Annotated in this window: 26 protein-coding genes and 1 tRNA gene; 16 read left to right on the forward strand and 11 right to left on the reverse strand. The window is 70.5% G+C overall.

Features of this window, described 5'->3' with window-relative positions; translation table 11 throughout:
- Positions 1 to 9: 9 nt before the first annotated feature.
- The 4 genes from kdpB to ABTZ03_RS04670 all read right to left on the reverse strand — a co-directional run bounded on the left by kdpB (position 10) and on the right by ABTZ03_RS04670 (position 6237).
- The gene (kdpB, locus tag ABTZ03_RS04655; RefSeq protein WP_350511369.1) at positions 10 to 2127 is read right to left on the reverse strand and encodes a potassium-transporting ATPase subunit KdpB; all 2118 of its coding nucleotides are present in this window, start codon (positions 2125 to 2127) and stop codon (positions 10 to 12) included.
- Positions 2127 to 3788, reverse strand: a complete 1662-nt coding sequence (gene kdpA, locus ABTZ03_RS04660) for a potassium-transporting ATPase subunit KdpA (protein ID WP_350511370.1) — start codon at positions 3786 to 3788, stop codon at positions 2127 to 2129. The genes kdpB and kdpA overlap by 1 nt, the downstream gene beginning before the upstream one ends.
- 1 nt (position 3789) lies before the next feature.
- Positions 3790 to 3879: a K(+)-transporting ATPase subunit F gene (kdpF, locus tag ABTZ03_RS04665; RefSeq protein ID WP_045693083.1), complete on the reverse strand. Its 90-nt coding sequence runs from the start codon at positions 3877 to 3879 to the stop codon at positions 3790 to 3792.
- Between the two features lie 528 nt (positions 3880 to 4407).
- Positions 4408 to 6237 (reverse strand): APC family permease, encoded by a 1830-nt coding sequence (locus tag ABTZ03_RS04670; protein ID WP_350511371.1) that lies wholly within the window; start codon positions 6235 to 6237, stop codon positions 4408 to 4410.
- 700 nt (positions 6238 to 6937) lie between these two features.
- On the opposite strand from ABTZ03_RS04670, the gene ABTZ03_RS04675 reads away from it, so the two are divergent.
- Positions 6938 to 7204: a hypothetical protein gene (locus ABTZ03_RS04675; protein WP_350511372.1), complete on the forward strand. Its 267-nt coding sequence runs from the start codon at positions 6938 to 6940 to the stop codon at positions 7202 to 7204.
- Between the two features lie 622 nt (positions 7205 to 7826).
- Entirely contained in the window at positions 7827 to 7991 is a 165-nt protein-coding gene (locus ABTZ03_RS04680; RefSeq protein ID WP_350511373.1) for a hypothetical protein, read from the forward strand.
- 377 nt (positions 7992 to 8368) lie between these two features.
- Here ABTZ03_RS04680 and ABTZ03_RS04685 read toward each other — a convergent pair whose 3' ends face one another.
- Genes ABTZ03_RS04685 through ABTZ03_RS04695 form a run of 3 tightly spaced genes read right to left on the reverse strand, consistent with a single transcriptional unit; the run spans position 8369 to position 10502 of the window.
- Positions 8369 to 9055, reverse strand: a complete 687-nt coding sequence (locus ABTZ03_RS04685) for an HAD family hydrolase (protein WP_350511374.1) — start codon at positions 9053 to 9055, stop codon at positions 8369 to 8371.
- The gene (locus ABTZ03_RS04690) at positions 9052 to 9711 is read right to left on the reverse strand and encodes a YdcF family protein (RefSeq protein ID WP_350511375.1); all 660 of its coding nucleotides are present in this window, start codon (positions 9709 to 9711) and stop codon (positions 9052 to 9054) included. Before ABTZ03_RS04690 ends, ABTZ03_RS04685 begins: the two co-directional genes overlap by 4 nt.
- The gene (locus ABTZ03_RS04695; RefSeq protein ID WP_350511376.1) at positions 9711 to 10502 is read right to left on the reverse strand and encodes a GntR family transcriptional regulator; all 792 of its coding nucleotides are present in this window, start codon (positions 10500 to 10502) and stop codon (positions 9711 to 9713) included. The genes ABTZ03_RS04690 and ABTZ03_RS04695 overlap by 1 nt, the downstream gene beginning before the upstream one ends.
- A 500-nt stretch (positions 10503 to 11002) precedes the next feature.
- Here ABTZ03_RS04695 and ABTZ03_RS04700 point away from each other — a divergent pair, with 500 nt between their 5' ends.
- The 13 genes from ABTZ03_RS04700 (at position 11003) to ABTZ03_RS04760 (ending at position 20085) form a co-directional block, all read left to right on the forward strand.
- Positions 11003 to 11290, forward strand: a complete 288-nt coding sequence (locus tag ABTZ03_RS04700; RefSeq protein ID WP_350511377.1) for a hypothetical protein — start codon at positions 11003 to 11005, stop codon at positions 11288 to 11290.
- On the forward strand, positions 11287 to 12891 hold the full coding sequence (locus ABTZ03_RS04705) for a DUF2637 domain-containing protein (protein ID WP_350511378.1): 1605 nt from the start codon (positions 11287 to 11289) through the stop codon (positions 12889 to 12891). The genes ABTZ03_RS04700 and ABTZ03_RS04705 overlap by 4 nt, the downstream gene beginning before the upstream one ends.
- Positions 12892 to 12942: 51 nt before the next feature.
- Positions 12943 to 13065 (forward strand): hypothetical protein, encoded by a 123-nt coding sequence (locus ABTZ03_RS04710; RefSeq protein ID WP_350511379.1) that lies wholly within the window; start codon positions 12943 to 12945, stop codon positions 13063 to 13065.
- Positions 13062 to 13307, forward strand: coding sequence for a hypothetical protein (locus ABTZ03_RS04715; RefSeq protein WP_350511380.1), 246 nt, complete (start codon positions 13062 to 13064; stop codon positions 13305 to 13307). Before ABTZ03_RS04710 ends, ABTZ03_RS04715 begins: the two co-directional genes overlap by 4 nt.
- Positions 13307 to 13492, forward strand: a complete 186-nt coding sequence (locus tag ABTZ03_RS04720) for a hypothetical protein (protein ID WP_350511381.1) — start codon at positions 13307 to 13309, stop codon at positions 13490 to 13492. Before ABTZ03_RS04715 ends, ABTZ03_RS04720 begins: the two co-directional genes overlap by 1 nt.
- Before the next feature lie 138 nt (positions 13493 to 13630).
- Positions 13631 to 14380 (forward strand): hypothetical protein, encoded by a 750-nt coding sequence (locus tag ABTZ03_RS04725; RefSeq protein ID WP_350511382.1) that lies wholly within the window; start codon positions 13631 to 13633, stop codon positions 14378 to 14380.
- A gap of 18 nt (positions 14381 to 14398) precedes the next feature.
- Positions 14399 to 14833, forward strand: a complete 435-nt coding sequence (locus ABTZ03_RS04730; protein ID WP_350511383.1) for a hypothetical protein — start codon at positions 14399 to 14401, stop codon at positions 14831 to 14833.
- A complete protein-coding gene (locus tag ABTZ03_RS04735; protein ID WP_350511384.1) occupies positions 14833 to 15492 on the forward strand; it encodes a hypothetical protein in 660 nt (219 codons plus the stop codon). Before ABTZ03_RS04730 ends, ABTZ03_RS04735 begins: the two co-directional genes overlap by 1 nt.
- A 183-nt stretch (positions 15493 to 15675) precedes the next feature.
- A complete protein-coding gene (locus tag ABTZ03_RS04740; RefSeq protein WP_350511385.1) occupies positions 15676 to 15861 on the forward strand; it encodes a hypothetical protein in 186 nt (61 codons plus the stop codon).
- A 104-nt stretch (positions 15862 to 15965) separates the two neighbouring features.
- Positions 15966 to 16253, forward strand: a complete 288-nt coding sequence (locus tag ABTZ03_RS04745; protein WP_350511386.1) for a hypothetical protein — start codon at positions 15966 to 15968, stop codon at positions 16251 to 16253.
- A complete protein-coding gene (locus ABTZ03_RS04750) occupies positions 16250 to 18232 on the forward strand; it encodes a DUF3987 domain-containing protein (protein ID WP_350511387.1) in 1983 nt (660 codons plus the stop codon). Before ABTZ03_RS04745 ends, ABTZ03_RS04750 begins: the two co-directional genes overlap by 4 nt.
- A 267-nt stretch (positions 18233 to 18499) precedes the next feature.
- Positions 18500 to 18685, forward strand: a complete 186-nt coding sequence (locus ABTZ03_RS04755; RefSeq protein ID WP_350511388.1) for a helix-turn-helix transcriptional regulator — start codon at positions 18500 to 18502, stop codon at positions 18683 to 18685.
- The gene (locus tag ABTZ03_RS04760; protein WP_350511389.1) at positions 18685 to 20085 is read left to right on the forward strand and encodes a tyrosine-type recombinase/integrase; all 1401 of its coding nucleotides are present in this window, start codon (positions 18685 to 18687) and stop codon (positions 20083 to 20085) included. Before ABTZ03_RS04755 ends, ABTZ03_RS04760 begins: the two co-directional genes overlap by 1 nt.
- 164 nt (positions 20086 to 20249) lie before the next feature.
- On the opposite strand, the gene ABTZ03_RS04765 is transcribed toward ABTZ03_RS04760, so the two are convergent.
- A tRNA-Tyr gene (locus ABTZ03_RS04765) sits at positions 20250 to 20330 on the reverse strand.
- 218 nt (positions 20331 to 20548) lie between these two features.
- On the opposite strand from ABTZ03_RS04765, the gene ABTZ03_RS04770 reads away from it, so the two are divergent.
- Positions 20549 to 21037 carry a YajQ family cyclic di-GMP-binding protein gene (locus tag ABTZ03_RS04770; RefSeq protein WP_350511390.1) on the forward strand — a complete coding sequence of 163 codons (489 nt, stop codon included), beginning with the start codon at positions 20549 to 20551 and terminating at the stop codon, positions 21035 to 21037.
- A 99-nt stretch (positions 21038 to 21136) separates the two neighbouring features.
- Here ABTZ03_RS04770 and ABTZ03_RS04775 read toward each other — a convergent pair whose 3' ends face one another.
- The 3 genes from ABTZ03_RS04775 to ABTZ03_RS04785 all read right to left on the reverse strand — a co-directional run bounded on the left by ABTZ03_RS04775 (position 21137) and on the right by ABTZ03_RS04785 (position 23127).
- Positions 21137 to 21727, reverse strand: coding sequence for a hypothetical protein (locus tag ABTZ03_RS04775; protein ID WP_350511391.1), 591 nt, complete (start codon positions 21725 to 21727; stop codon positions 21137 to 21139).
- Positions 21728 to 21930: 203 nt separating this feature from the next.
- A complete protein-coding gene (locus tag ABTZ03_RS04780) occupies positions 21931 to 22419 on the reverse strand; it encodes a hypothetical protein (RefSeq protein ID WP_350511392.1) in 489 nt (162 codons plus the stop codon).
- Positions 22420 to 22461: 42 nt separating this feature from the next.
- A complete protein-coding gene (locus ABTZ03_RS04785) occupies positions 22462 to 23127 on the reverse strand; it encodes an ArsR/SmtB family transcription factor (RefSeq protein ID WP_350511393.1) in 666 nt (221 codons plus the stop codon).
- Positions 23128 to 23209: the final 82 nt, after the last annotated feature.

Here is a 23209-nt window from a genome sequence, read left to right on the forward strand (position 1 = left end):
TTCCCTGCGTCAGCTGAGGCCGGGGATGAACTGGATGATCAGGTCGATCAGCTTGATGCCGACGAACGGCACCACCAGGCCGCCGAACCCGTAGATCCCGATGTTGCGGCGCAGCAGCGAACTGGCGTCGGACGGGCGGTACTTCACGCCGCGCAGGGCGAGCGGGATCAGGCCGATGATGACCAGGGCGTTGAAGATGATCGCCGAGGTGATCGCGGACTGCGGGCTGTGCAGGCCCATGATGTTGAGGTGGTGCAGCCCCGGGTAGACCCCGGCGAACATCGCGGGGATGATCGCGAAGTACTTGGCCACGTCGTTGGCGATCGAGAAGGTGGTCAGCGCACCGCGGGTGATCAGCAGCTGCTTGCCGATCTCCACGATCTCGATCAGCTTGGTCGGGTTGGAGTCCAGGTCGACCATGTTGCCGGCCTCCTTGGCCGCCATGGTCCCGGTGTTCATCGCGACGCCGACGTCGGCCTGAGCGAGCGCGGGGGCGTCGTTGGTGCCGTCGCCGGTCATCGCGACCAGCTTGCCGCCCTCCTGCTCCTTCTTGATCAGGGCCATCTTGTCCTCGGGCGTGGCCTCGGCGAGGAAGTCGTCGACGCCGGCCTCCTCCGCGATCGCCTTGGCGGTCAGCGGGTTGTCGCCCGTGATCATGATGGTCTTGATGCCCATCCGGCGCAGCTCGTCGAAGCGCTCCCGCATGCCCTCCTTGACCACGTCCTTGAGGTGGATCACCCCGAGGACACGGGCGGGCTTGCTGCCGACCTTGGTGGCCACCACCAGCGGGGTGCCACCGGCGGCGGAGATGCCGTCGACCAGGGTCGCGACCTCGTCCCCGACCGAACCGCCGTTCTCCGTGACCCAGTTGGAGACGGAGCCGGCGGCGCCCTTGCGGACCTGGTGGACGCCCTCGGCCTCGTCCAGGTCCACACCCGACATCCGGGTCTGGGCGGTGAACGGCACCCAGGTGGCGTGCGTCAGCTCGCCCTGGACACGGGCCCGCAGGCCGTACTCGGTCTTGGCCAGGACCACGATCGAGCGGCCCTCGGGGGTCTCGTCCGCGAGGGAGGAGAGCTGGGCGGCGCTGGCCAGTTCGTCGGTCCCGACGCCCGGGGCGGGCAGGAACTCGGCGGCCTGGCGGTTGCCCAGGGTGATGGTGCCGGTCTTGTCGAGCAGCAGGGTGTTGACGTCGCCGGCGGCCTCGACGGCGCGGCCGGACATCGCCAGCACGTTGCGCTGGACCAGGCGGTCCATGCCCGCGATGCCGATCGCGGAGAGCAGCGCGCCGATGGTGGTCGGGATGAGCGCCACGATCAGGGCGACCAGGACGATCATCGACTGCGGGGCACCCGCGAAGGTGGCCATCGGCTGGAGCGTGACGACCGCGACCAGGAAGACGATGGTCAGCGAGGCCAGCAGGATGTTGAGCGCGATCTCGTTCGGCGTCTTCTGCCGGGCGGCGCCCTCCACCAGGGCGATCATCCGGTCGATGAAGGACTTGCCGGGCTCCGAGGCGATCTTCACCACGATCCGGTCGGACAGCACCTTGGTGCCACCGGTCACCGCGGAGCGGTCACCGCCGGACTCGCGGATGACCGGCGCGGACTCACCGGTGATCGCCGACTCGTCGACGCTCGCGACACCCGCGACGACGTCACCGTCGCCGGGGATGACCTGCCCGGCCTCGACCACCACGTGGTCGCCGAGCTGGAGCGCGGTGCCGGGCACCTCCTCCTCGGCCTGGGTGGCCGGCCAGTCGGTGAGCCGGCGGGCGACGCTCTCGGTCTTGGTCTTGCGCAGGGTGTCGGCCTGGGCCTTGCCGCGGCCCTCGGCGACGGCCTCGGCCAGGTTGGCGAAGACGGTGGTGAGCCAGAGCCAGACGGTGATCGACCAGGCGAACACCGACGGGTTGGCGATCGCGGAGACGGTGGTGACCACCGAGCCCACCTCGACCACGAACATCACCGGGTTCTTGATCATCACCCGGGGGTCGAGCTTCTTCACCGCGTCCGGCAGGGACGAGAGGATCAGCTTCGGGTCGAGCAGGCCGCTCTGGACTCTGTGCGGCGCGGCGGCCTCGGCCTTGTCGTCGGCCGGTGCGGGGTTGAGCGTAGGGGTGGACATCAGGAGAGACCTTCCGCAAGCGGCCCGAGGGCCAGGGCCGGGAAGTAGGTGAGGCCGACGACGATCAGGATCACGCCCGACAGCAGGCCCACGAACAGCGGCTTGTGGGTGGGCAGGGTGCCCGGAGTGGCCGGAACCGGCTGCTGCTGGGCGAGCGAGCCCGCCAGCGCCATGACGAAGACGATCGGCAGCAGTCGCCCGAAGATCATCGCCAGGCCGAGCGCGGTGTCGTACCAGTCGGTGTTGACGGTCAGACCGCCGAAGGCCGATCCGTTGTTGTTGGCGGCCGAGGTGAAGGCGTACAGCACCTCGGAGAAGCCGTGGGCACCCGAGTTGAGCATCCCGGCCCGCTCACCCGGCAGGGCCATCGCCACACCGGTGCCGACCAGCACGATGGTCGGGGTGGTGAGGATGTACAGCGAGGCGAACTTCATCTCGCGGCCGCCGAGCTTCTTGCCCAGGTACTCGGGGGTGCGGCCGACCATCAGGCCCGCCACGAACACCGCGACGATGGCCAGCACCAACATGCCGTAGAGGCCGGAACCGGTACCACCGGGCGCGATCTCACCGAGCATCATGTTGAAGACCGTCAGCCCGCCGCCGAACGGCGTGAACGAGTCGTGGAAGGAGTTCACCGCGCCGGTCGAGGTCAGCGTGGTCGAGGCGGCGAACAGGGTCGACCCGGCGATGCCGAAGCGCTGTTCCTTGCCCTCCATCGCGGCGCCCGCGGCCTGCAGGGCGGTGCCGTGGTGAGCGGCCTCGGACCAGGTCAGCAGGGCGGTCGAGGCGATCCAGAACAGACCCATCACGGCGACGATCGCGTAGCCCTGGCGGTTGTCGCCGACCATCTTGCCGAAGGTCCGGGGCAGGGCGAACGGGATCACCAGCAGCAGGAAGATCTCGACCAGGTTGGAGAAGCCGGTCGGGTTCTCGAACGGGTGCGCCGAGTTGGCGTTGTAGAAGCCGCCGCCGTTGGTGCCGAGCAGCTTGATGACCTCCTGGGAGGCCACCGGGCCGCCGGGGATCTTCTGCACCTCGCCGCTGAGGGTGGTCACGTCGGTGAAGCCGTGGAAGTTCTGGACCACACCGCTGGCGGCCAGGATCAGGGCGAACACGATCGAGATCGGCAGCAGCAGGCGCAGGTTGATCCGGGTGAGGTCCACCCAGAAGTTGCCGACGCGGTCCGTCCGGTTCCGGGTGAAGCCCCGGATCAGCGCGGCGACGACGGCGATGCCGACGGCCGCGGAGACGAAGTTCTGCACCGCCAGGCCGGCCATCTGCGCCACGTGGCCCATCGCGGACTCGCCGCTGTAGGACTGCCAGTTGGTGTTGGCGACGAAGGAGATCGCGGTGTTCCAGGCCTGGTGGCCCTCCATCTGCGGAACCCCGAGGCTCAGCATCAGGTAGCCCTGGAGGCGGATCAGGCCGTAGAGGAAGAGCACCGAGACGGCCGAGAAGGCCAGCACCGAGCGCAGGTACACCGGCCACCGCTGGTCGGCGTCACCGTCGACGCCGATCAGCTTGTAGATGCCGCGTTCGACTCTGAGGTGCTTGGAGGTGGTGAGGAGCTTGGCGATGTAGTCGCCGAGGGGGCGGTAGCACAGGGCCAGCGCGCCGACGAGGGCGAGGGCCTGCATCCAGCCCGCGAGAGTGGATCCCATGTCAGAACTTCTCCGGGAAGATCAGCGCCACGACGAGGTAGCCGACGAGAGCGACGGCCACGACCAGACCAGCGATGTTCTCGGCACTCACAGCTTCTCCACCCCCCGCGCGATCAGGGCGATGACGGCGAACACGGCGACCGTGACACCGACGTAGATGAGATCGGACATGGGCTCCACCAGCGTGGTTCGGGAGATGCCGCGTACGGCCCGGGGGCTTCCAGCGGCACCGGCGGACAACCGGCAGATGCAGCAAACCAGCCGTCTAAGGGGCGTTAGGGCTCCCTGACGCCCTCCATACGGGTGAATGCGGTGCGTTGACGCGACCTTGACGCCCGCTTCACCGGGCCGAGACCGCCGTGACCTGGCCGAGACCGGGGGTGTACCGGAGTGAGACCGGGCCGCAGCGGGCTGCGTGGGGCTGCACCGGGCCTCAGCGGGCTGCACCGGGCTCGGGTGCGGACGTGAACGGGCCCCGGCGCGGCCGAGGCCGCACCGGGGCCCGTGGGTTCACCCGTCAGTGTCCTGGGGCCTCTCCGGCCCCTCCGTTCACATCGTTCTGTTCATCCGCCCGTTCATCCGTCCGTTCATCCGTCCGTTCATCCGCCCGTCCGTCCGTTCACATCCGCATCCGCAGCCGGCAGACCACCGCGTCGGTGTGCCGGCGCAAGGCGCGGTCGATCACGGCGCCGCGGCGGTTCTGCAGCGCGCGCTGGTACCAGTGGGCGGGCTCGACCTCGGGGATCAGCACGGTGAGCCGGTCGTAGGCGTGCTCCTCGCCGAGCCGGTTGACGAAGTCGGCGATCGGCAGGCCGAGCCGCCGGCGGTCCTCCGGGACCTCCAGCAGGGGCACCCCGGGCTGCCACAGCTCCCAGTCCCGGCGCAGCGCCTCGGCGTCGGCCGGATCGTGCACCACGGTCACCGCGAACACCTCGTCGCCGAGCGACAGGGCCGCCGACAGGCCGTCCCGGGTGAGCCTGGTGATCGCCGTCACCGGGACGATCACCAGGCTGCGCTGGCGGGTCACCGCGCCCGGCACCCGGCCGAGCTCCAGCCGCTCGCCGATCCGCCCGTAGCTGCGGTGGATCGCCTCGAACAGCAGCACCAGCAGCGGCAGGGCCACCACGATGCCCCAGGCGCCCTCGGTGAACTTGGTGCCGGTCACCACCAGGGTCGCGACGCCGGTCAGCACCGCGCCGAAGCCGTTCAGCGCGGCCTTGCGCCCCCAGCCGGCCGGGCGGTGCAGGTACCAGTGCCGGACCATGCCGACCTGGCAGATCGTGAAGCCGACGAACACGCCGATCGAGAACAGCGGCACCAGGCTGTTGACGTCACCGCCGGAGCCGACCAGCAGCACGGCCGACACCGCGGCCAGGAACAGCACGCCGTAGCGGTACACCTGGCGGTCGGCGCGCAGCGCGAAGACGTGCGGGAGGTGGTTGTCCCGGGCCAGCAGGTCCATCAGCACCGGCAGGCCGCCGAAGGAGGTGTTGGCGGCGAGGCCGAGCAGCACCACGGTGGCGAACTGGACGACGAAGAAGCCGACACCGTGGCCGAGCGAGGCGTCGGCGAGCTGGGCGAGCACGGTGACGCCGTCGACCGGCTGGAGGTGGAAGCGGCCGATCAGCACGGCCAGGCCGATCAGCATCACGCCGAGCAGGACGCCGAGCATCACCTCGGTGTGCTGGGCCCGCTTCACCCGCGGGGCACGGTAAGAGGGGACGGCGTTGGCCACCGCCTCGACGCCGGTCAGCGCCGAACAGCCGGCCGCGAAGGCCTTGAGCAGCAGCAGCGCGCCGACCGCGGTGGCGTTCTCGGCGAGCACCGAGGCGTGCCCGGCGGCGGCCTCGGTGCTGGCCGGGGCGTCCCGGAACAGGCCGACCACGATGATCGCCAGGATGGAGAGGACGAAGACGGCCGTCGGCGCCATGAACCAGCGCGCCGACTCGGCGATGCCGCGCAGGTTGACGGCGGTCACCAGGGCCAGCACGCCCAGGCAGAGCCAGACCCGGTCGTCGTACAGGCTCGGGATGGCGGAGGTGAGCGCGGCCACGCCGGCGGTCACCGAGACCGCGACGTTCAGGATGTAGTCGATCACCAGCGAGGCGGCCGCGGTCAGCGCCGTCCGGCGGCCCAGGTGGGCCTTGGCCACCGCGTAGGAGCCGCCGCCGTCCGGGAACGCCGCGATCACCTGCCGGTAGGAGGCCACCAGCACCGCCAGCAGGACGGCGATCGCCACCGTGACCGGCAGGGTGAAGCCCAGCCCGTACGAGCCGGCCGCGGCCAGCACCAGCACGATCGACTCCGGGCCGTACGCCACCGAGGCCATCGCGTCCAGTGACAGCGCGGCCAGCCCGCCGAGCGCGCTGAGCCGGTGCCGGTCGTCGGCCGCCCCGGTATCCGGCGGTTCGTCGGCCGTCACGGCCGGGGTGGAGATGGCGCTGGACATCGGACGGGACCTCCGCAGTCGGTAGTTGCTCCGATCCTGCGGTCCGCGCCCCCGAGCGGCTCCTGCCCCCTACGCGTTCCTGACGCCGCCACCGGCGCCCTTGACGCGGCCTTGACGCGGCCGCCGGGCAGCACGGGAGGGAAGTTGGCGGGGGTGGGGTGAGCCGTGGTCCCGGCGGGCGCCGGTTGGGAAGACGATCAGCTCGGTCGAAGGACTCCCACCCCCGGCCACCACTCTGCTGCTTGGGGGAGGTAATTGCAAGCAATGCGCAATAAGTGCCACCCCTTCGAACAACCCCACCACCCCGACCCACCCGACCCGGCCGGCCCCGTCCAACCCCATCCGCACGCGTCCGGGCACACGAAACAGCCCCCGATCCGCGTTTCCGCAGATCGGGGGCTGAATCTCTATCCTGTGGCTGGTGCAGGGTTCGAACCTGCGTAGCTTGCGCGACAGATTTACAGGCCGCTGACCAGGGCCGCTCTGACCAGGCAACTCTTGATCGCGGACCCCGCCTGGTCCGCCCCTGGTCCGGATCATGCTCCCGACGGCCCCCTGACACCCCACCTTCGCGCGCACCCAGAGGGCCGCGTCGGGCAGCGATCTCCGCTGCCCGACGCGGCCCTTCTGTGTTTCAGCTGACGCCCCGCCGTCCGGATCGCCGACGCCAAGGTCGAGCCTGGCCTGCGCGTGGTACGCGTTGAGCAACTCGACCAGGCTGGGACCGTTCGGCACCGCAGTGTGCTCGCGGACGGCGATCTCGCTCTCCCACAGCACGGCGTTGACCGCCTTCGCCGCAGCCGGACTCGCGAGCAGAACGAGCGTCTCGAAGAGCGCCGACCGCTGGATCTCCGCGCGCTCCATCGTCGCCAGGAACTCCGCCCGCGCCGTCGACCCCGCCTCCGCCTGCCTGGCCCGCTTGGCGAGCGCGTCGATCTCCTTCACGCAGGTCGCGTACTGCACGTAGGTGTCGAGCTTCCACCCATCCCACCGCGCGGCCATCAACCGGCGGTGCTTGGTCCGCTCCGCTCACCCGGTGGCCACGAACGAGGTGAGCGCCCCCAGTAGGACGCCCACCAGCGTGACGATCTGAGTAATCACCGCCCAGAACCTACCGGCGCGACCCGCTCCACAGAAGCCCCTGGCGCATCGGTCGGCTCACTGCACTTCAAGGCGACTTGCATTCTGAAAGTCGTTTATAGGAGTCGCTAATTCCATGGTAACTGGCACCAAGGAACCTTGAAACCGACGCAAGAATCCATACCACATCAAACTTACAAAGGATTTTTGGCAAATTTTCCTTCGATCCTGCCGCCCTGAGAATCGAGATCGTTTGTCACCTCGGGGTGGAAGGTTGATACAGCCATCGAAATGGCGGATCGGGCGAGACAGCACCCCCAGGCGGATTCGTCCAGCACCCGGTCCTACATCTACTCTGAGGAGAGCACAAGACCCTTCTCCTGACGTATGCATGAGCATGCGTCAGCACCTCGACCACAAGGTGCGGCCGGAGTCACGGCGTCCGCCCAGGCGGACACCGCGACCCCGATCGCAAGGCGCGGTCGGGGAGCAGCAGGAAGGGGTGGAGCATGACCGCGCTCAATCAGCAGCAGCCGGCCGATGAGGACCCGGATGTAGAGCCGAAGAACGCGGGAAGGCTCCGCAGGGATGGGATGCGTCAACTGCTCGCCACCTGGCGGGCATTGAAGACGGCGTACGACATCTGGCAGCTGCTCCAGGATCTCCTGGGCTAGCTGCTTAGCACGATGGCCCAGCCGCGCCAGCGGCCGGGCCATCGCTAGTGCGACTGCAGAGCCACACGCTGTGCTTATAGGGTCCGTCTCGGAACCCCTGGTGTTGCCGCACCAGGCGAGGCGGGCCCTCTTTCGTGCAATCGATAGCGCTTTCGCGCCTCTATGCACTAAGTCCCCACCGACGATACCAGGGTTGGATGCACTAATTGTGGTACCCATCTGTCTGTCAGTGCGGGTGGCTTCCGGAAGGCATTGCTCGCCCCACCAAGCCCGATGACCAGCCAGAATGCCACGAGCGAACCGATGACCGGTCGTTGCTCGCCCGGCTCTCGAAGCTTCGCAGAGCGCGTCGCCGACTCCCAAATGTGGTGCCCGAGTCAGGCGAGGGCAGTGGCGATGAGCCCCATCGAGTCCACGATCACCACGGCGCCAGCAGCGGTCAGCTTGGCAGCCTTACCCGGCTTGTTGGCGTAGCCGATCGTCGGGACTCCAGCGGCCTCTCCAGCCTCGACGTCGCGGGCTGCGTCGCCGATGAAGATGCAGTGGTCCGGCCTGGTGCCCACGGCATCCATCGCTTCGAGCAGAAGGCGCGGGTTCGGCTTCATCGAGGAAGGGTCACCCGGAACGCGTCCGAATACGCCAGCCACGTAGTCGCTGAGGCCGTGCTCGGCGAGGTAAGCCGTGATGGCCGCGCCCGAGTTGTTGCTGACTACGGAGACCAGGCGGCCGGAACGGGCACAGGCGCGGAGAACCGATTCGCCGCCTGGGGTCGGTGGGGCAACCCGGACGGCTTCGATCTCCAGCGCGGCCAGTGCGGCGTCCGTGCTCTCGGTGAGATCGGGCCGGGCGTCCGAGACCAGCCGGAGCAAGGCGAGCGGGTCACTCTTCTCCGCTGCCCCGGCCGGGGCCTGCTCGCCCGCGACGAGCAGGCCCTCACGGAGTCGGCGCGCGACCTCCGGGGCGGGAAGGCCGGCGAAGACCGAGCACACAGGCCCGTCAAAGTCGAGGAACACGTGCTTCACCGGCCGCAACACGCCGGCGAGTTGCTGAGGCGTGGCGCTCATGGCTGCCACTCAGGGATGAGCCGACTGGTGAATCCCTCGCGGACAAGCCGCTCGTACGCCTCAGCCACCTCGGGTGGGACCACCTGGGTCTCCATGAACCCCTGCTTCGGATAGACAAGCAGCCGTTGCAGTGCCCCCACCAGCATGTCGATCACGAGGTTCGCGTCCCCGATCGACTCCACGTACTCCTCGAAGGTCAGCGGCGTGGAAGCGCTCACGATCTCGACCTCAGACCACAGCTTCCGCGCAGTGGCGTAGGCCCGCCGCTCCTCGTACGGCTTGCTGACCAGAAGCACAGACGAGATGGCCGCACCAGCCTGTTCGAGCACTTCCCGTGAGAACCGGATGTTCTCCCCGGTGTTTCGCGCCCGAGGCTCCACCAGCACCGCCGACTCCGGCACGCCCAGCTCTAGGGCTCGCTCACGGTAGTGCACAGCCTCACCGCGCGGCATCCGTTCCTCAGTGGTGCGGCTCGTTGCACCGGTAAACACGATCAGGGGAGCCAAGCCACGCCGGTAGAGGTCGACCGTCGTATCGGCGACTCCCATGTCATGACTGCCGAGCCCGATCGCGACCGAGCAGGGACGGAGATCGTGGTGCATCTGGTGGTACTGCCACACGACCCGAGCGTCCGTCCAGGACTGCTCTGAGACCATCAGTTGACCGCCTTCTCGCGAGTCGAGTCCGGGACCTCGAAGTCGTACTGCCAGGCGAAGCGCGAAGCGGCGTGCACGCCCACCGCGAACTCCACGACCGTGCCGTCTGCCGTGTAGACCGTTCGGTGGAGCTCGACCACAGGTTCACCGGCTGGCAACTGCAGGAGCCGTGCCTCCTCAGGCGTCGGCACTCGGGCGAACAACTCCTCGCGCATGTGATCGATCTCGTATCCGGCGTCGTAGAGCACTCGGAACCCGCCGCCGCGACCGGCAGGGCCAGGAGTTGGGTCGACCAATCTCGTCCCCTCGACATGTTCGGGCCGGTAGTAGCTGGTGAGGGTATGGGTCGGCTGCTCCCCCTCCTTCACTAGGCGAGCGCGCGCGTACACCGCAGCGCCTATGGGCAAGCCGTGAGCTTCCGCCACTGCTGCCGGCGCCTCGACCCGGCTGACCGTCTGGGTCTGCTCGTCCCGCCGGTAGGTCCGGCCAGAAGCGACGCGGTCGGCGATGAAAGCGACTTCGTCTCCGTCCCGCCACTTGGCCTTGTCGTAGCGGTCGGTGCCGAGCCGCTTGAGCGGGGTCTGGGGCCGCACGACGGTCCCATGGCCTCGCGAAGCCGTGACCAGCCCTTCGGCTTCAAGTGCCTTGTAGGCAGCGTGAACCGTGGCCTTTGAGCCTTCACCCGCTTCGACCAGCTCTCGAATATGCGGAAGCCGCTCGCCGGGTGCGTACTCCCCGGACCGGATTCGCTCGGCGAGTTTGTCCGCCAGCTCTCGCCACTTGGCCGCCATGACCACTCTCCTCTCGACGAGACAAGTCAAACACAGTCCTAGGACTGTTGACAGCTTCAGATCGATCGGGCATCGTCTTGCTCAGCACACCGCAGTCCTAGGACTGCGGAGAGGCGGGTCTCATTCTGTCCGCCCTGAGCTACACAAACGCGCCCGTGAATGGCCGGCTTTCGCCGCGCCCAGGGTGAAGGGGCCCGGGATAGATCGGGCCGAGGTAACCGGCGCCTTGGCAGTCCGGATGGCTAGAGACCGAAAGGTCAACGCCGCCCATGCCTGGGAGCACATCCCGAAAGGGCGGCACGACAGGCCCTGCTCTGCCAGGGCCTGATCTGCGAACGAGTGACTTTGGTCCGGCCCTCCCGCTCGCGGTTGGGCCGTGGCCATGGCTGCTCGTGCGCCACGAGTAGCCAGGCCCGCATGAACTGGGCTGGCGCGCGAACCTTGGCCGGGAGCGCGCCAGCCCCTCACGGGCCTACTCACCTACTGGAAGAGGTAGACCCGTGAGTTCGATTGTTGCAGGCCAGAGGGCCCTGAATGAAGACGAGTTCGCCGAGCTGGCGCTCGGTGTGGACTCGGAGTGGACCCGGCTGTTCGCCGGGATGCCTGGCGAGCACGAGGTCGAGCGCGAGGCCCGGATGGACGCTGCGGCCGACATCCTGGCGGACCTGCGCCGGGAGGACCGGATGCTGGCCGCCTATGCCGAGCGCCTGCTGAGCACCGCCCCGGTGCCGCTGCGGCGGCAGACGCGCAGCCGCCGCACCGCAAGCGTCACGCGAGTTGCCGCGTGACCACCGCAGCCGCCCTGAAGGGCGGTTCAACCACGGCTGGCGCCGCTTCAACGGCGCGCCCGACCGGTTCAACCACGCAGGTGGCAGCCCCGGAGAAGCTCCTGCTCGGGTTGACCGTCCTGGCTGCGGTCGGCGGTTCAGTGCTCGCCTTGATCGGCTTCAGCGGCTCCTACAACGCGCTGAAGGAGCTCGGCTTCAGACACAGCTTCGGGGACTTCAGCTACGCGTTCCCGGTCGGCGTCGACGCCGGGATCGTGGCCCTGCTGGCCATGGACCTGCACCTGATCCGCAAGGGCACCCCGTGGCCGATGCTCCGCCTGCTGGCCCACGGTTTCACCGCCGCGACGATCTACTTCAACGCCGCCTCCGCCGGCCCGCTGATGAAGAACCCGACCGGCACCGCGATGCACGCCGTCATTCCGATCATGTTCGTCGCGGTGGTCGAGGCCGGGCGGCGCCTGGTCATCCGGATCACCCGCATCGAGGCCGGCCACCAGCACGACGGCGTGCCACTGCACCGCTGGATCCTCGCTCCCTGGCCGTCCTTTCGGATGTACCGGCGGATGCGCCTGAACGGCATCGCCTCCTACGACCGGGCGGTCGAGCTGGAGCGCGAACGCCTTGTCTACCGGGTGATGTTGGAGCGCGAGCATGACGGTGACTGGCGCAAGGCTCCCGCTGACCAGCGCCTTCCCCTGACGATGGAGCGCTTCGGACTGAGCGTGGACGAGGCCCTGGCCCTGCCGATCGAGGCCGAGGAGCGCGCCCGGCTGCGGGACGAGCGCACGGCCGCTTTCGAGGCCGAGGTCACCGCCCGCTCCGAGGCCCGGACCGCCAACGCCCAGATCTCCAGCCTGCGCACGGCTGGCCGCATCGAGGCGGCCGGGTACGAGGTCGGTGCCGAGACCGCCGCCGCCCGGGCCCAGGCCCAAGCCCGCACGCTCGCCGCCGGCCGGGAGGCGGAGGCCGCCGAACGGCTTGATCAGGCGACGGAAGAACTGGCCGCCGCGGCTGCCGAGCAGGACGCCGCCGAGGCCCGCCGACGTGCCGCTGAAACCGACCGCACCGCCGCCGAAACGGAGCAGGCCGCCGCTGAAACGCGGCGCCGTGCCGCTGAAACGGACCGTGAGGCGGCGGCCGTCGAGCGGGCCCGAGCCGAGGACGAGGAGGCCACGCAGGCCGCTCGCCTGAGTGCGGCTGAAACGGCCAAGGCTGCCGCTGAAACGGAGGAGGCCGCTGCTGAAGCGGGCCGCCGCGCAGCCGAAGCCGAGCGCGACTCGGCCGCCGCCAAGCTCGTCCAGGCGGACGCCGAGGAGGCCACCGACGCAGCCCGGCTGCGTGCTGCTGAAGCCCGCCAGCGCGCCGCTGAAACCGAGCTGCGCACGGTTGAAGCCGAGGATGCGGCGAAGCTGACCCCCGCTGCCCGCGCCACCCGCCGCGTCGCCCGCATGATCCTCGCGGCCGGCGGCAACCCCGAGGCCGTCGAGCTCAAGACCATCGTCGAAGCCCTCGATGTCTCTCCGGCCACCGCCTCGACGCGCCGCACCGAGGCTGGCGAGCTGCTCGCCTCCGGCTACACCCCCACCGCGCTGACCGCCTGACCGGCACAGGAGCTGACCGCTCTACCGGTTCTCAGCAAGGAGATTCCTGTCATGGCCCTGACCATGATCGCGCCGCCCATTCCCCCGATCACCCCCGAGGACAAGGCCCGCGCCGCCGCCGGCGCCGACCGTGTGCTGACCGTCCAGGTCGGCAAGCCGGGCGGTGCCCGGTGAACACCACCCGCACCGTGCCCGGCCTGGGCATCGCCCGCCTCGACCACGGCGGTATCGCCTACCGCCTCGCCGAGCCGGTGACGATCGATGAGGTCGCCGGCCTGCCCCGCGAGGACTGGTGCCACCGCCTGACGGTCACCGACGCTTCCGTCGACGGCCGATACGCCGCCGAGTTCCACGCGATCTGCGAGCTGGACGGTGAGCCGTTCGTGCTGGTCGGACGGATCGGGGAGGGCGCCTGATGCTCGGCTTCGGCAAGAAGCAGCCCGCCCAGCCCGTCGGCCAGCCCCCGCAGTCCGGCCAGCAGCGCCGGGCAAAGGCCGTGCGCGCCGCCGACCGCGCGGGCCACGCCGCCATGGACTCCAAGAACCGCCGCACCACGGCGCTGGAGGCCAACCCCGTCCGCGCCTGGTGGCGCTCCTCCTGACACTCCCCCGGGCCCGGCCTCCCCGGCCGGGCCCCTACCTGGAGAACTGACCATGGACTGGCTCCTGAGCCTGCTCTACCCGATCCTCGCGGTCGGTGCCGGCATCGCCGTGTGGCTCCTCCGTCGGGAGGAGAACCGATGACGATCCCCCCGCCCCCGACCGCCCCGCCCACCGTCGGCATGCCCGACGCCGCGCCCGAGCCTGAGCCGGCTGTCGAGTGGTGGCGCAAGAGCGGGCCGTGGAACCCCCGGCGCCCTGCGGCCGAGCCCACGTCCGTCGACCTCCGCAAGACCGAACCTGCCGAACCCGCCAACGACTTCGAGGACCAGGCCGTCGAGGACGGCGGCCAGGACCATCCCGAGGCCGAGGCCGACCCGGAGCGGTACGACCTGCGGACCGTCGCCGAGAGCCTGCGCCTGCTGATCAGCCAGACGCCCGAGGAACAGGCCGAACGCGCCCGCAGGGACCGCGAGGAGGCCTACCGGCAGCGGGGGGAGACCCCCGACGAGCGCGAGGACCGCCACCGCGCCGAGCAGCTCGTCCAGGAGCGCCGGGCCTCCGTGCTGTGGCGTCAGCCCCAGTCCGAGCGTGCCCGCCGGTTCCGCCGCTGGTGCATCCTCACCACCACCTCCGCCGTGCTCGGCTACCAGATGGGCGCCGTCCAGCTGGCCGCTCACGTGCCCCTGTCGGTCGCCGCGCTCGCGGCGGGCGGCGCCTGGCTCATCGACCTGCGCATGCGCGGCTGGGGCCACGTCCGGGTCTCCGAGGTCCGCGGCTTCCCCGGCCTCACCATCTTGATCCTCCTGCGGGTGCCGTTCGCCTCCGCCCTGGTCGGCGCCCTCGGCCTGGCCCCGTTGATCACCCTCCTCTCCTCCTCCCACCACTGACCGCAGGAGATCGACACCATGGACACCCAGTTGCTCGGCTCGTTCGGCTCCGGCGGTCTCTGCCTGGCCATTGCCGTGTGGATCATCCTCGGCAGCCGCAAGGCCGAGAAGCAGGGGAAGCTGGCGAAGAAGCACAAGGACGAGCACACCGCCTGGCTGATGATCTGCTTCGGCATCTTCGCCGCCGGGGCCGGACAGGCGTTCAGCGCGCCGGGCCAGGTCGGCGAGGCCCTCACCCACGCCTTCACCTCCCAGAGCGCCGCGTTCGGCAACGTCGGCGCCGGCGCGGTGGCCGCGATCCTGACCCTGTTCCTGTTCGGCACCAAGCCCGCCCCCATCAAGGACTCGGTGCTCGGTGCGACCGTGCCGTCCGTCTATGCCGCCGCTGGCGGGATCTGGGCGCTCCCGCTCACCGTGATCGGCTCCGTCATCAAGGGCCTGGTGGGCGCCTGATGAAGCCCAGCCAGTACCTCGCAGGCGTGTCGGTCACCGCTCTCGGCCTGGGCAACCGCCTGATCATCCGTGCCCTCCGACCCCACGCCGCGAAGGTGAAGGTGACCAAGCAGCAGCTCGGGGGAGCAGTCGGACTTCTCGCGTTCCTCTCCCCCGTGCTGGCCCGGCCCGTCGCCCGGTACGCGCCGACCACGATCACAATCCTGCTCGTCCTCTGGGTGGTCGTGGCGGTCGTGGTCGGCAACACCGAGGCCGCCGCCGAGCTTGCGACGACCGACGCCGACAAGTCGAAGAAGGCGAAGGCCGGCGCCCAGCCCACGTCCGGCGAGCAGACCGATGCCGACCAGGACGACGAGCTCCAGGACGCCCCCGCCGCCGACGACCTGTACGCGCTGATCCGGTACGTCGCCCAGATGTCCGACCAGGGCACCGCCGCCCACCTCTCCCAGGTCCTGGAGGAGGGCCAGACAAGGGGCCTCTTCGACGGCTGGCAGGTGCCCGACCTGAGGGCCCACCTGGAGGGCCTGGGGGTGGCCCTCGTCGAGGGCAAGAAGCTCACCTTCAACGGCCGCCAGCGCAACCGCCTCGCGGTGGCCGTAGACGCCCTCCCCGAGACCGCCCCGGGCACCGTCCCCGCGGTCGTCCAGGACGCCGCCTGACCCCTCTCCCCCGCCCGCTTCCGCTGCCCCTCTCGGGCGGCGGTAGGGCGGTAGGAACCGCAGGTCAGCGCATGCCTACCGCCCTCCCTACCGGCCCCTACCTACCGCCCTACCCCCTCCGATCGACACCTCCTCAGCCCGACGATGCGGCCCCCCGAAACGGCCGTCCGACCGCGCTTCCCGATGAAAGGCATCACTGTGTACGACGACTACGACGAGCTCGACGCCGCTGACTGGGCGCCGGGCGAGTGCGACCACTGCACCGGCGGCGAGCCCGTCGAAACCCCGCTCGGACTCATCTACTGCGCCTGCCAGATCGGCCAGGGCGCCACCCCCGAGTACTGCCTCTGCGGCCCCGAAGACGACTGACCACCACAGCACGAAACCCCGCAGCAACCACCTGACCTTGCCGGGTGACATGCGGTTGCTGCGGGGCCGGTCCGATCCCCTCTCAGAGACCAGAGGACTCCAGCATGCCCGGAAACACCACCTCGCCGCAGCCCCGTTGCGAGGCCGCCCACCTCGAAGACGCCAGCCCCTGCGAGGGCCCGCGTGACGCCGTGACCGTCGTCGACCGCTATGGCGACGCGGCCAAGGCCTGTGTGCACCACGGCATTCGCCTGTACGCCAGCCTCGTCGGCCCCCGGGTCTACCCCGGCAGCGTCCCCGAGGCCGCCATCGAGGTCTACAACCGCGCCCAGACCACCTCCGCGTTCGCCTGGCTCGACCACCACCAGCTCCCCACGGAGGACGAGCGGTGACCGAGTACGCCCCGAATGTGATCCCGTTCCGGCCCGAGCCCGCCGAGGTCAAGGCGGCCGAGCAGGCCGTCATCGGCGCCGCCCTGCTCGACCCGGCCCAGATCCCGGCGCTCGCCGCCCAGCTGGGCGACCCGAGCGCGTTCTACCACCCGGCGCACGAGACGATCTGGCGCGCCGTCATCCGCATGGCCGACGGCGAGCGACCGGTCGACCCGGTGCTGCTGGCCGGCGTCCTGCGCGCCCAGGGCGACCTGGGCCGCGTCGGCGGGCCTGGCTACCTGCACACCTGCGTCGAGGCCACGCCCACCGCCGCGAACGGCGACTACTACGCCGAGATCGTGCGCATCGCCGCCGAGCGTCGCCGCATCGGCACCGCGACCAGCCGCCTAGCCCACATGGCCATGGCGGGCGAGGACCAGGAAGCCCTGGACGCCGTCCGCACCGCCGCCCTGTCCGTGCTCGCGGACCTCGCCTCCGGCGAGATCTGGCTCGACCCCGTCCCGCTCGGCTCGCACGGCGCTCTGCCGACCTTCCCCGTCCGCGCCCTGCCCGGGTGGGTCGGCGCGTACGTGGAGGCGGTGGCGGAGTTCACCCAGACCCCGGCCGACATGGCCGCCACCATGTCCCTGGCCGCCCTGGCCACCGCCGCTGGCGGGCGGGTGAACGTGGAGATCCGGCCCGGCTGGCGCGAGCAGTCGAACCTCTACCTGGTCTGCGCGATGCCGCCGGCCAGCCGGAAGTCCGACGTGTTCGCGCTGCTGACCGGCCCCGTCTACCGGGTCGAGGACGAGCTGCGGGCCGAGGCCCGGGCTCGGATCATCGAGGCCGAGACCGCCAAGGACGCCGCGCTGGCCGAGGTCGAGGCGCTCATGGCCAAGGCCCGCAAGAACCCCGACCTCGACCGCGCGCACCTGGTGGCCGAGATCTCCGCCGCCCGGATGCTCGCCGACGAGATCGTCGTCCCGCCGAGCCCGCGGCTGACCCTGTCCGGGGACATCACCCCCGAGACCGTCACCCACCAACTCGGCGTCCACCGCTGCCTCGCCGCGCTCTCGCCCGAGGGCGACCTGTTCGACAGCATCGTGGGCCGCTACAGCAGCAAGCCCAACCTCGGGGTCTTCCTCCAGGCCCACAAGGGCGAGCGGCTCCAGGCCGACCGGATCACCCGCGAGCAGCCCACCGTCGACAAGCCCGCGCTCACCATCGGTGTCACCCCGCAACCCGCCGTCCTCCAGGAGCTCGGCGCCGCCCCCGGTGCCCGGGACCGCGGCCTGCTCGCCCGCTTCCTGTACTCGCTCCCGCCGTCCAACCTCGGCTACCGCAAGATCCGCACCACGCCCATCCCGGAGCCGGTCGCCACCACCTACGACGTCCGCCTGTCAGCGCTGCTTCGCGCCCTCACCGCGCTGGACGAGCCGGTCACCGTGAAGCTGACCGAGGCCGCCGACCTCGCCGTCGAGAAGCTCCAGGAGAAGTTCGAGGTCCAGCTCCGCCCGGACGAGCCGCTCGCCCACATCAAGGACTGGGCTGGCAAGCTCGTCGGCCACATCGCCCGGATCGCGGTCCTCCTCCACCTCGCCGACCACGTCGCCGGGGACTGGCGGGCGCCCGTCGAGGCCAGCACCGTCGACCGCGCTGCCGAGATCGCCGAGTACTACACCGCCCACACCCTCGCGGTCTTCGACCTCATCGCCGCCGACCCCGCCACCGAGGACGCCCACGCCCTCCTCCAGTGGCTCCAGCGGCCGAAGAAGGACGGCACCCACCGCACCCACATCAAGGCCCACGACGCCGTCGCCAGCAGCCGCCGCTTCAAGAAGGTCGCCGACGTCGAGCCCGCCCTGAACCTGCTCGAACAGCATGGCTTCCTCCGCTCCGACCAGGTCGGCCCTACCGGCCAGCGAGGGCGACCGCAGGCCGTCACCTACCGTGTCCACCCCTCCATCGGAACCCCCGTGGACGGAGAGGAAGCCCGGTAACCGTCAGGGATGTCAGGACAAAGCCCTGACCAGCCCAAACGACCCCGGACACGGCGTCAGGGATTGTCAGGGATGCCAGGGAAATAGCGGCCTGCCCTGGCTTTCCCTGACATCCCTGACAATCCCTGACGCCTTGCCAGGAGCCAAATCCGCAGGTCAACGGTTTGCCCTGACTTCCCTGACACTTTCCGGCCCCAATCCCCGTCCATACACAGGGGCCATCACTCACCGCAACCACGATCCGTACCCGCAAACGGAGATGACTGCATGCCCAAGCCGGAGTACCTGAGGCTCCCTGCTGTACTCGAAGAGATCGACATGTCCCGTGCCGCGTTCTACCGGATGCGCGCCCGCGGCGAGGCCCCGAAGCTCATCAAGCTGCCGAACGGGCAGCTCCGGGTGAGCCGCGCCGACCTGGACGCCTGGTGGGCGGCGCGCGAGGTGGCCGCCTGATGGCCACCTCCTACAAGGTCAAGTTCTGGGAGCACCGCCACCGGCCCGACCGGCGAACGCCCTGGCAGGTGCGGTGGACCGTGAACGGCCTGGAGTTCTCCGAGTCCTACCTCACGAAGACCCAGGCCGACGGCCGGAAGGCCGTACTGCTCGTGGCGGCGGCCTCGCACGAGCCCTTCGACACGGAGACGGGCCTCCCCCTCTCGGAGCTGCGCAAGCTCCGGGAGGAGGAGAACGCCGTCACCTGGTACCAGCACGGCCGGAACTACGTCGAGGCCCGTTGGGACGGCGCCCCGGCGAAGACCCGGACGACGTGGGCCGACGCGCTGGCGAGCGTCACGTTCGAGCTGGTCGCGAGCAAGGCCGGGATGCCGGACAAGCGGGTCGTGAGGCGCGCGCTGTACGGCTGGGCCTTCAACGTGAACCAGTGGGACGAGGAGCCGCCGGCCGAGGTCGCCAAGGCGCTCTCGTGGATCGCGCGGAACTCCGTGAACGTCTCGGCCCTGGAGGAGCCGAAGATGGTCCGGCGCCTGCTCGCCGCCATCTCGGTGAAGCTGGACGGCACCCGGGCCGCCGCCTCGACGACGCTCCGGAAGCGCCGGATCCTGGGCCACGTCGTGGACCGGGCCGTCGAGGACGGCCTGCTGACCACCAACCCGCTGCCGTCCGTGCAGTGGCAGCCGCCCCGGGCCGAGGAGGAGCTCGACCCGGAGTACGTCATGAGCCCAGAGCAGGCCGCGGCGATGCTGGAGGCGGTTGGCCGGCAGGGGCGGCGCGGACCGCGGCTCGTGGCGTTCTTCGGGTGCATGTACTACGCGGGGATGCGCCCGGGCGAGGTGGTGCACCTCCGCAAGGACCGGTGCGTGCTACCGGCGGAGGGCTGGGGGAAGCTCAACCTCAACGGGAACAGCCCCCGCGTCGGGTCCTCCTGGACGGACAGCGGGGAGTCCCACGACCCGCGGGGCCTCAAGCACCGGGCCGAGACGGCCACCCGGCCGGTGCCGATCCCGCCCGAGCTGGTGAAGCTGCTGCGGGAGCACATCGAGCAGCACGGCACCGCACCGGACGGCCGGCTGTTCCGGACCTTCCGGGACGGCATGGTGCAGGAGAGCGGGTACGGCGTTGTCTGGGCCGCCGCGCGGGCCGAGGTGTTCAGCGAGGACGAGCGGGCCACCCCGCTCGCCAAGCGCCCGTACGACGCCCGGCACGCGGGCATCTCGCTCTGGCTGGCGTCCGGGGTGGCGCCGGCGGAGTGTGCCCGGCGTGCGGGGCACAGCATCGCCGTCCTGCTGCGGGTCTACGCGAAGTGCATCCACGGCGACGAGGACCACGCCAACCGGCTGATCGCCGAGCGCCTCCAGCGGCGGACCGAACGGCCGCCGGCGACCGAGGGTTCGTGATTCTGGTCCGCCCCTGGTCCGGAACCGCTGGTCAGGACTGGGATTCGGGCGAAACGAGGTGAGACAAACCACGCAAAACGACCATCCGGCGTGACCGGCGTTCGAATACAACGAAACAGCCCCTGATCTGCGTTTCCGCAGATCAGGGGCTGTTCTCTATCCTGTGGCTGGTGCAGGGTTCGAACCTGCGTAGCTTGCGCGACAGATTTACAGTCTGCTCCCTTTGGCCGCTCGGGCAACCAGCCAGGATTCGTGTTTCCCGAGGCTCGCGCCCCGTTCGACTTGGTAAACCATACCCGATCCCACGGGGTGCTCCGCCACTCGATAGATCACGTGACGACGGGGAAGCGCCGCGCGGCGGTCACGGGCGGGGCCGGGGTGACGCTGGATAGGCTTGGGCCGCGGGCGCTCCGGTGGGGCGGGCCGTGTCAGTGAAGCCAGAGCATCAAGGAGACCAACACCCATGGCCGACTCCAGTTTCGACATCGTCTCGAAGGTCGAGTGGCAGGAGGTCGACAACGCGATCAACCAGACCTCCCGCGAGATCGCCACCCGCTTCGACTTCAAGGGCGTGGGCGGCGAGATCAGCCGCTCCGGCGAGAAGATCGAGATGAAGGCCAACGGCGAAGAGCGCGTGCGGGCGATCCTGGACGTGCTGCAGACGAAGTTCGTCAAGCGCGGCCTCTCGCTGAAGGCGCTGACCCCCGGCGAGCCGCAGCTGTCCGGCAAGGAGTACAAGATCTTCGCGGACATCAAGGAGGGCATCACCACGGAGGATGCCAAGAAGGTCGCGAAGATCATCCGGGACGAGGGCCCGAAGGGCGTCAAGGCCCAGGTCCAGGGTGACGAGCTGCGGGTCAGCTCCAAGAGCCGCGACGACCTCCAGACCGTCCAGGCGCTGCTCAAGGGCAAGGACCTGGACTTCGCGATCCAGTACGTGAACTACCGCTAGTCGACCGCCGCCCCCGTTCCGCGGGGACAGGACGGCACGGCCCCGCTCCCGGGTTCGGGGGCGGGGCCGTTCGCGTCGGTGCGACCGGTGGACGTCCGGTCAGCCGGCGGCCGGGTGGGAGTGGGGGACGGAGGCCAGGGCCCGCGCCTGGTCGCGCAGGGTGTCGAGCTGCTCCTGGAGGTCCGCGGGTGCGGAGCCGGGGAGCTCGGGCGAGGCCGGGACGGCAGCCGCGCCCGGGACGGCGGGCAGCGGCGGCACGGTCGTCGGGAGCTGGCCGAGCAGGTTCTGCACGATGCCCTGCAGGGAGGAGACCAGCTGCTGGACGGCGCCGAGGTCGGGGACGGCGGAGGTCACCGACGAGACCAGGCCGGTGATCAGGTTGACGACGTCGCCGAGCGCCCCGAGGGCCGCGCTCGGGTCCGGCGTGGCCGGGACGGTGGGCAGGGTCGGCAGGGTGGGGAGCGTCGGGGCGCCGGGGACCGTGGGCAGCGCGGGCACGGCGGGGGCGCCGGGGACCGTGGGCAGCGCCGGGTCGTCGGCCGGGAGGACCGGGACGGCGGCGGCGACTGAGGCCGGGACGGTGGTACGGGGGGCCGCGCTTCCGTTGCCGGCGGCGGTGGCGGACGCCGTGGCGACCATGGTCAGCGCGAGGGCTGCGGTCAGCGCGGCGGCCATCCGGGTGGCACGCATGGGTACTGCTTCCTCTCGGTACGAGTCAGGCGAGATCGCCTGACTCACACCGTGCGGTCGCCACCCGGAGGCAGCCACCGCAGGTACGCCGAACGGCGGCGCGTCGTCACGCGGTGCTTCGTGGCACGGGAGTTCGTCACGCTGTGCACGGTCGGACCGCGGGCCGTACGCCGGCGGGCCGTACGCCGGCCTGCGGCAGCGGTTCAGCCCGCCGCCCAGTCGGCGGTGCTGCGGTGCGCACCCAGCCCGACCGAGGCGAACTCGTCCGTCCGCCCCGGTTCGACCAGTCCGCCGAGCCACCGCAGGGCCCGGGAGATCGGGGTGCCCTCGGCCGGTACCGGCTCGGACTCCGCGCTGCCCAGCGGGCCCAGGACGACCCGGCCGTCCGACCAGACGGCGGCGCGCTGGGTGCCGGTGCCGCCGAAGTACTCGGCCTCGACGCAGGCGATCGGACCGGCCTTGGACCAGGCGGCGAGCCGGAGTTCGAAGCCGTCCGGATGCCAGCCGAATCCCGCCCCGCCGCCGGGCTTGGGCACGGCGGCGTCGCCCTGGAGCGCGGACAGCACGGCGGAGGTGGCCGGGATCAGTGCCAGCCCCTGCGTCAGCGGCACCACCCGGGCCGCCGGCACTTCCGCCGCCGCCACCGTCAGCAGCTCCACCATGCCTATCAGCGCTCGGAGTTCATACGACATGCCCGACATGCTGTCCCACCGCACCGACAGTCGGCCCGGAATTTATCGTTCCGTGCCCGGTTCCGTGCCCGCGCGGAGACCGTAGAGCAGGGTGAAGAGGGTCACGTCCACGGCGTCGTCGGCCGTGCTCGGGCCTTCCGCGGTCAACTCGTCCAGCAGTTCCTTCAGTTGGGACTGCAGTCGGGCCAGTCGCGCCGGGGCGAGCCGCAGCGCGAAGTCCGCGAACAGGCCGGACGGGGCGCCCGCGCCCTCCGGGGAGCGGCCGAAGTCCAGCCGCCCGCCGACCGCGTGGCCGCGGAAGTCGCCGCGGACCCGGTCCATCGCGGCCAGCATGGCGCCGTACGCCTCGGAGCGGACCGGGGAGTCGGTGGTGAACATCTCCGGGGCGAGCCGGATCGAGTCCTGGGCGACCTGGTAGCGGCTCTCCACGATGCCGGAGACCAGCCGGGTGCCGGCGACCAGGATCAGCCCGGCCTTCTCCAGTTGCTTGATGTGCCGGTAGAGCTTGGTCTGCGGTTCGCCGAGCTCGACGGCGAGCTCCTTGGCGGTCCGCGGGCGGTCCTCGGAGGTCTTCAGAGCGCCGAGGATGGCGAGGCGCAGCGGGTCGGCCAGCGCCTTGAGCACCGCGACGTCGCCCACCTGGCGTTCCTTCACCCAGGTGGCGGGCTGCTCGTCCCCGTCGGCGGGTTCCCGTTCGTGCTCGGCCACGGGCCCACCCTGACAGATCGGTCACCGCGGACGCAATCATGCCCGGGTGAGCGCTCACTCTTGCGCCACCACTCACCCTTGC

Source organism: Kitasatospora sp. NPDC096077 (assembly GCF_040303245.1).
Classification (GTDB): domain Bacteria; phylum Actinomycetota; class Actinomycetes; order Streptomycetales; family Streptomycetaceae; genus Kitasatospora.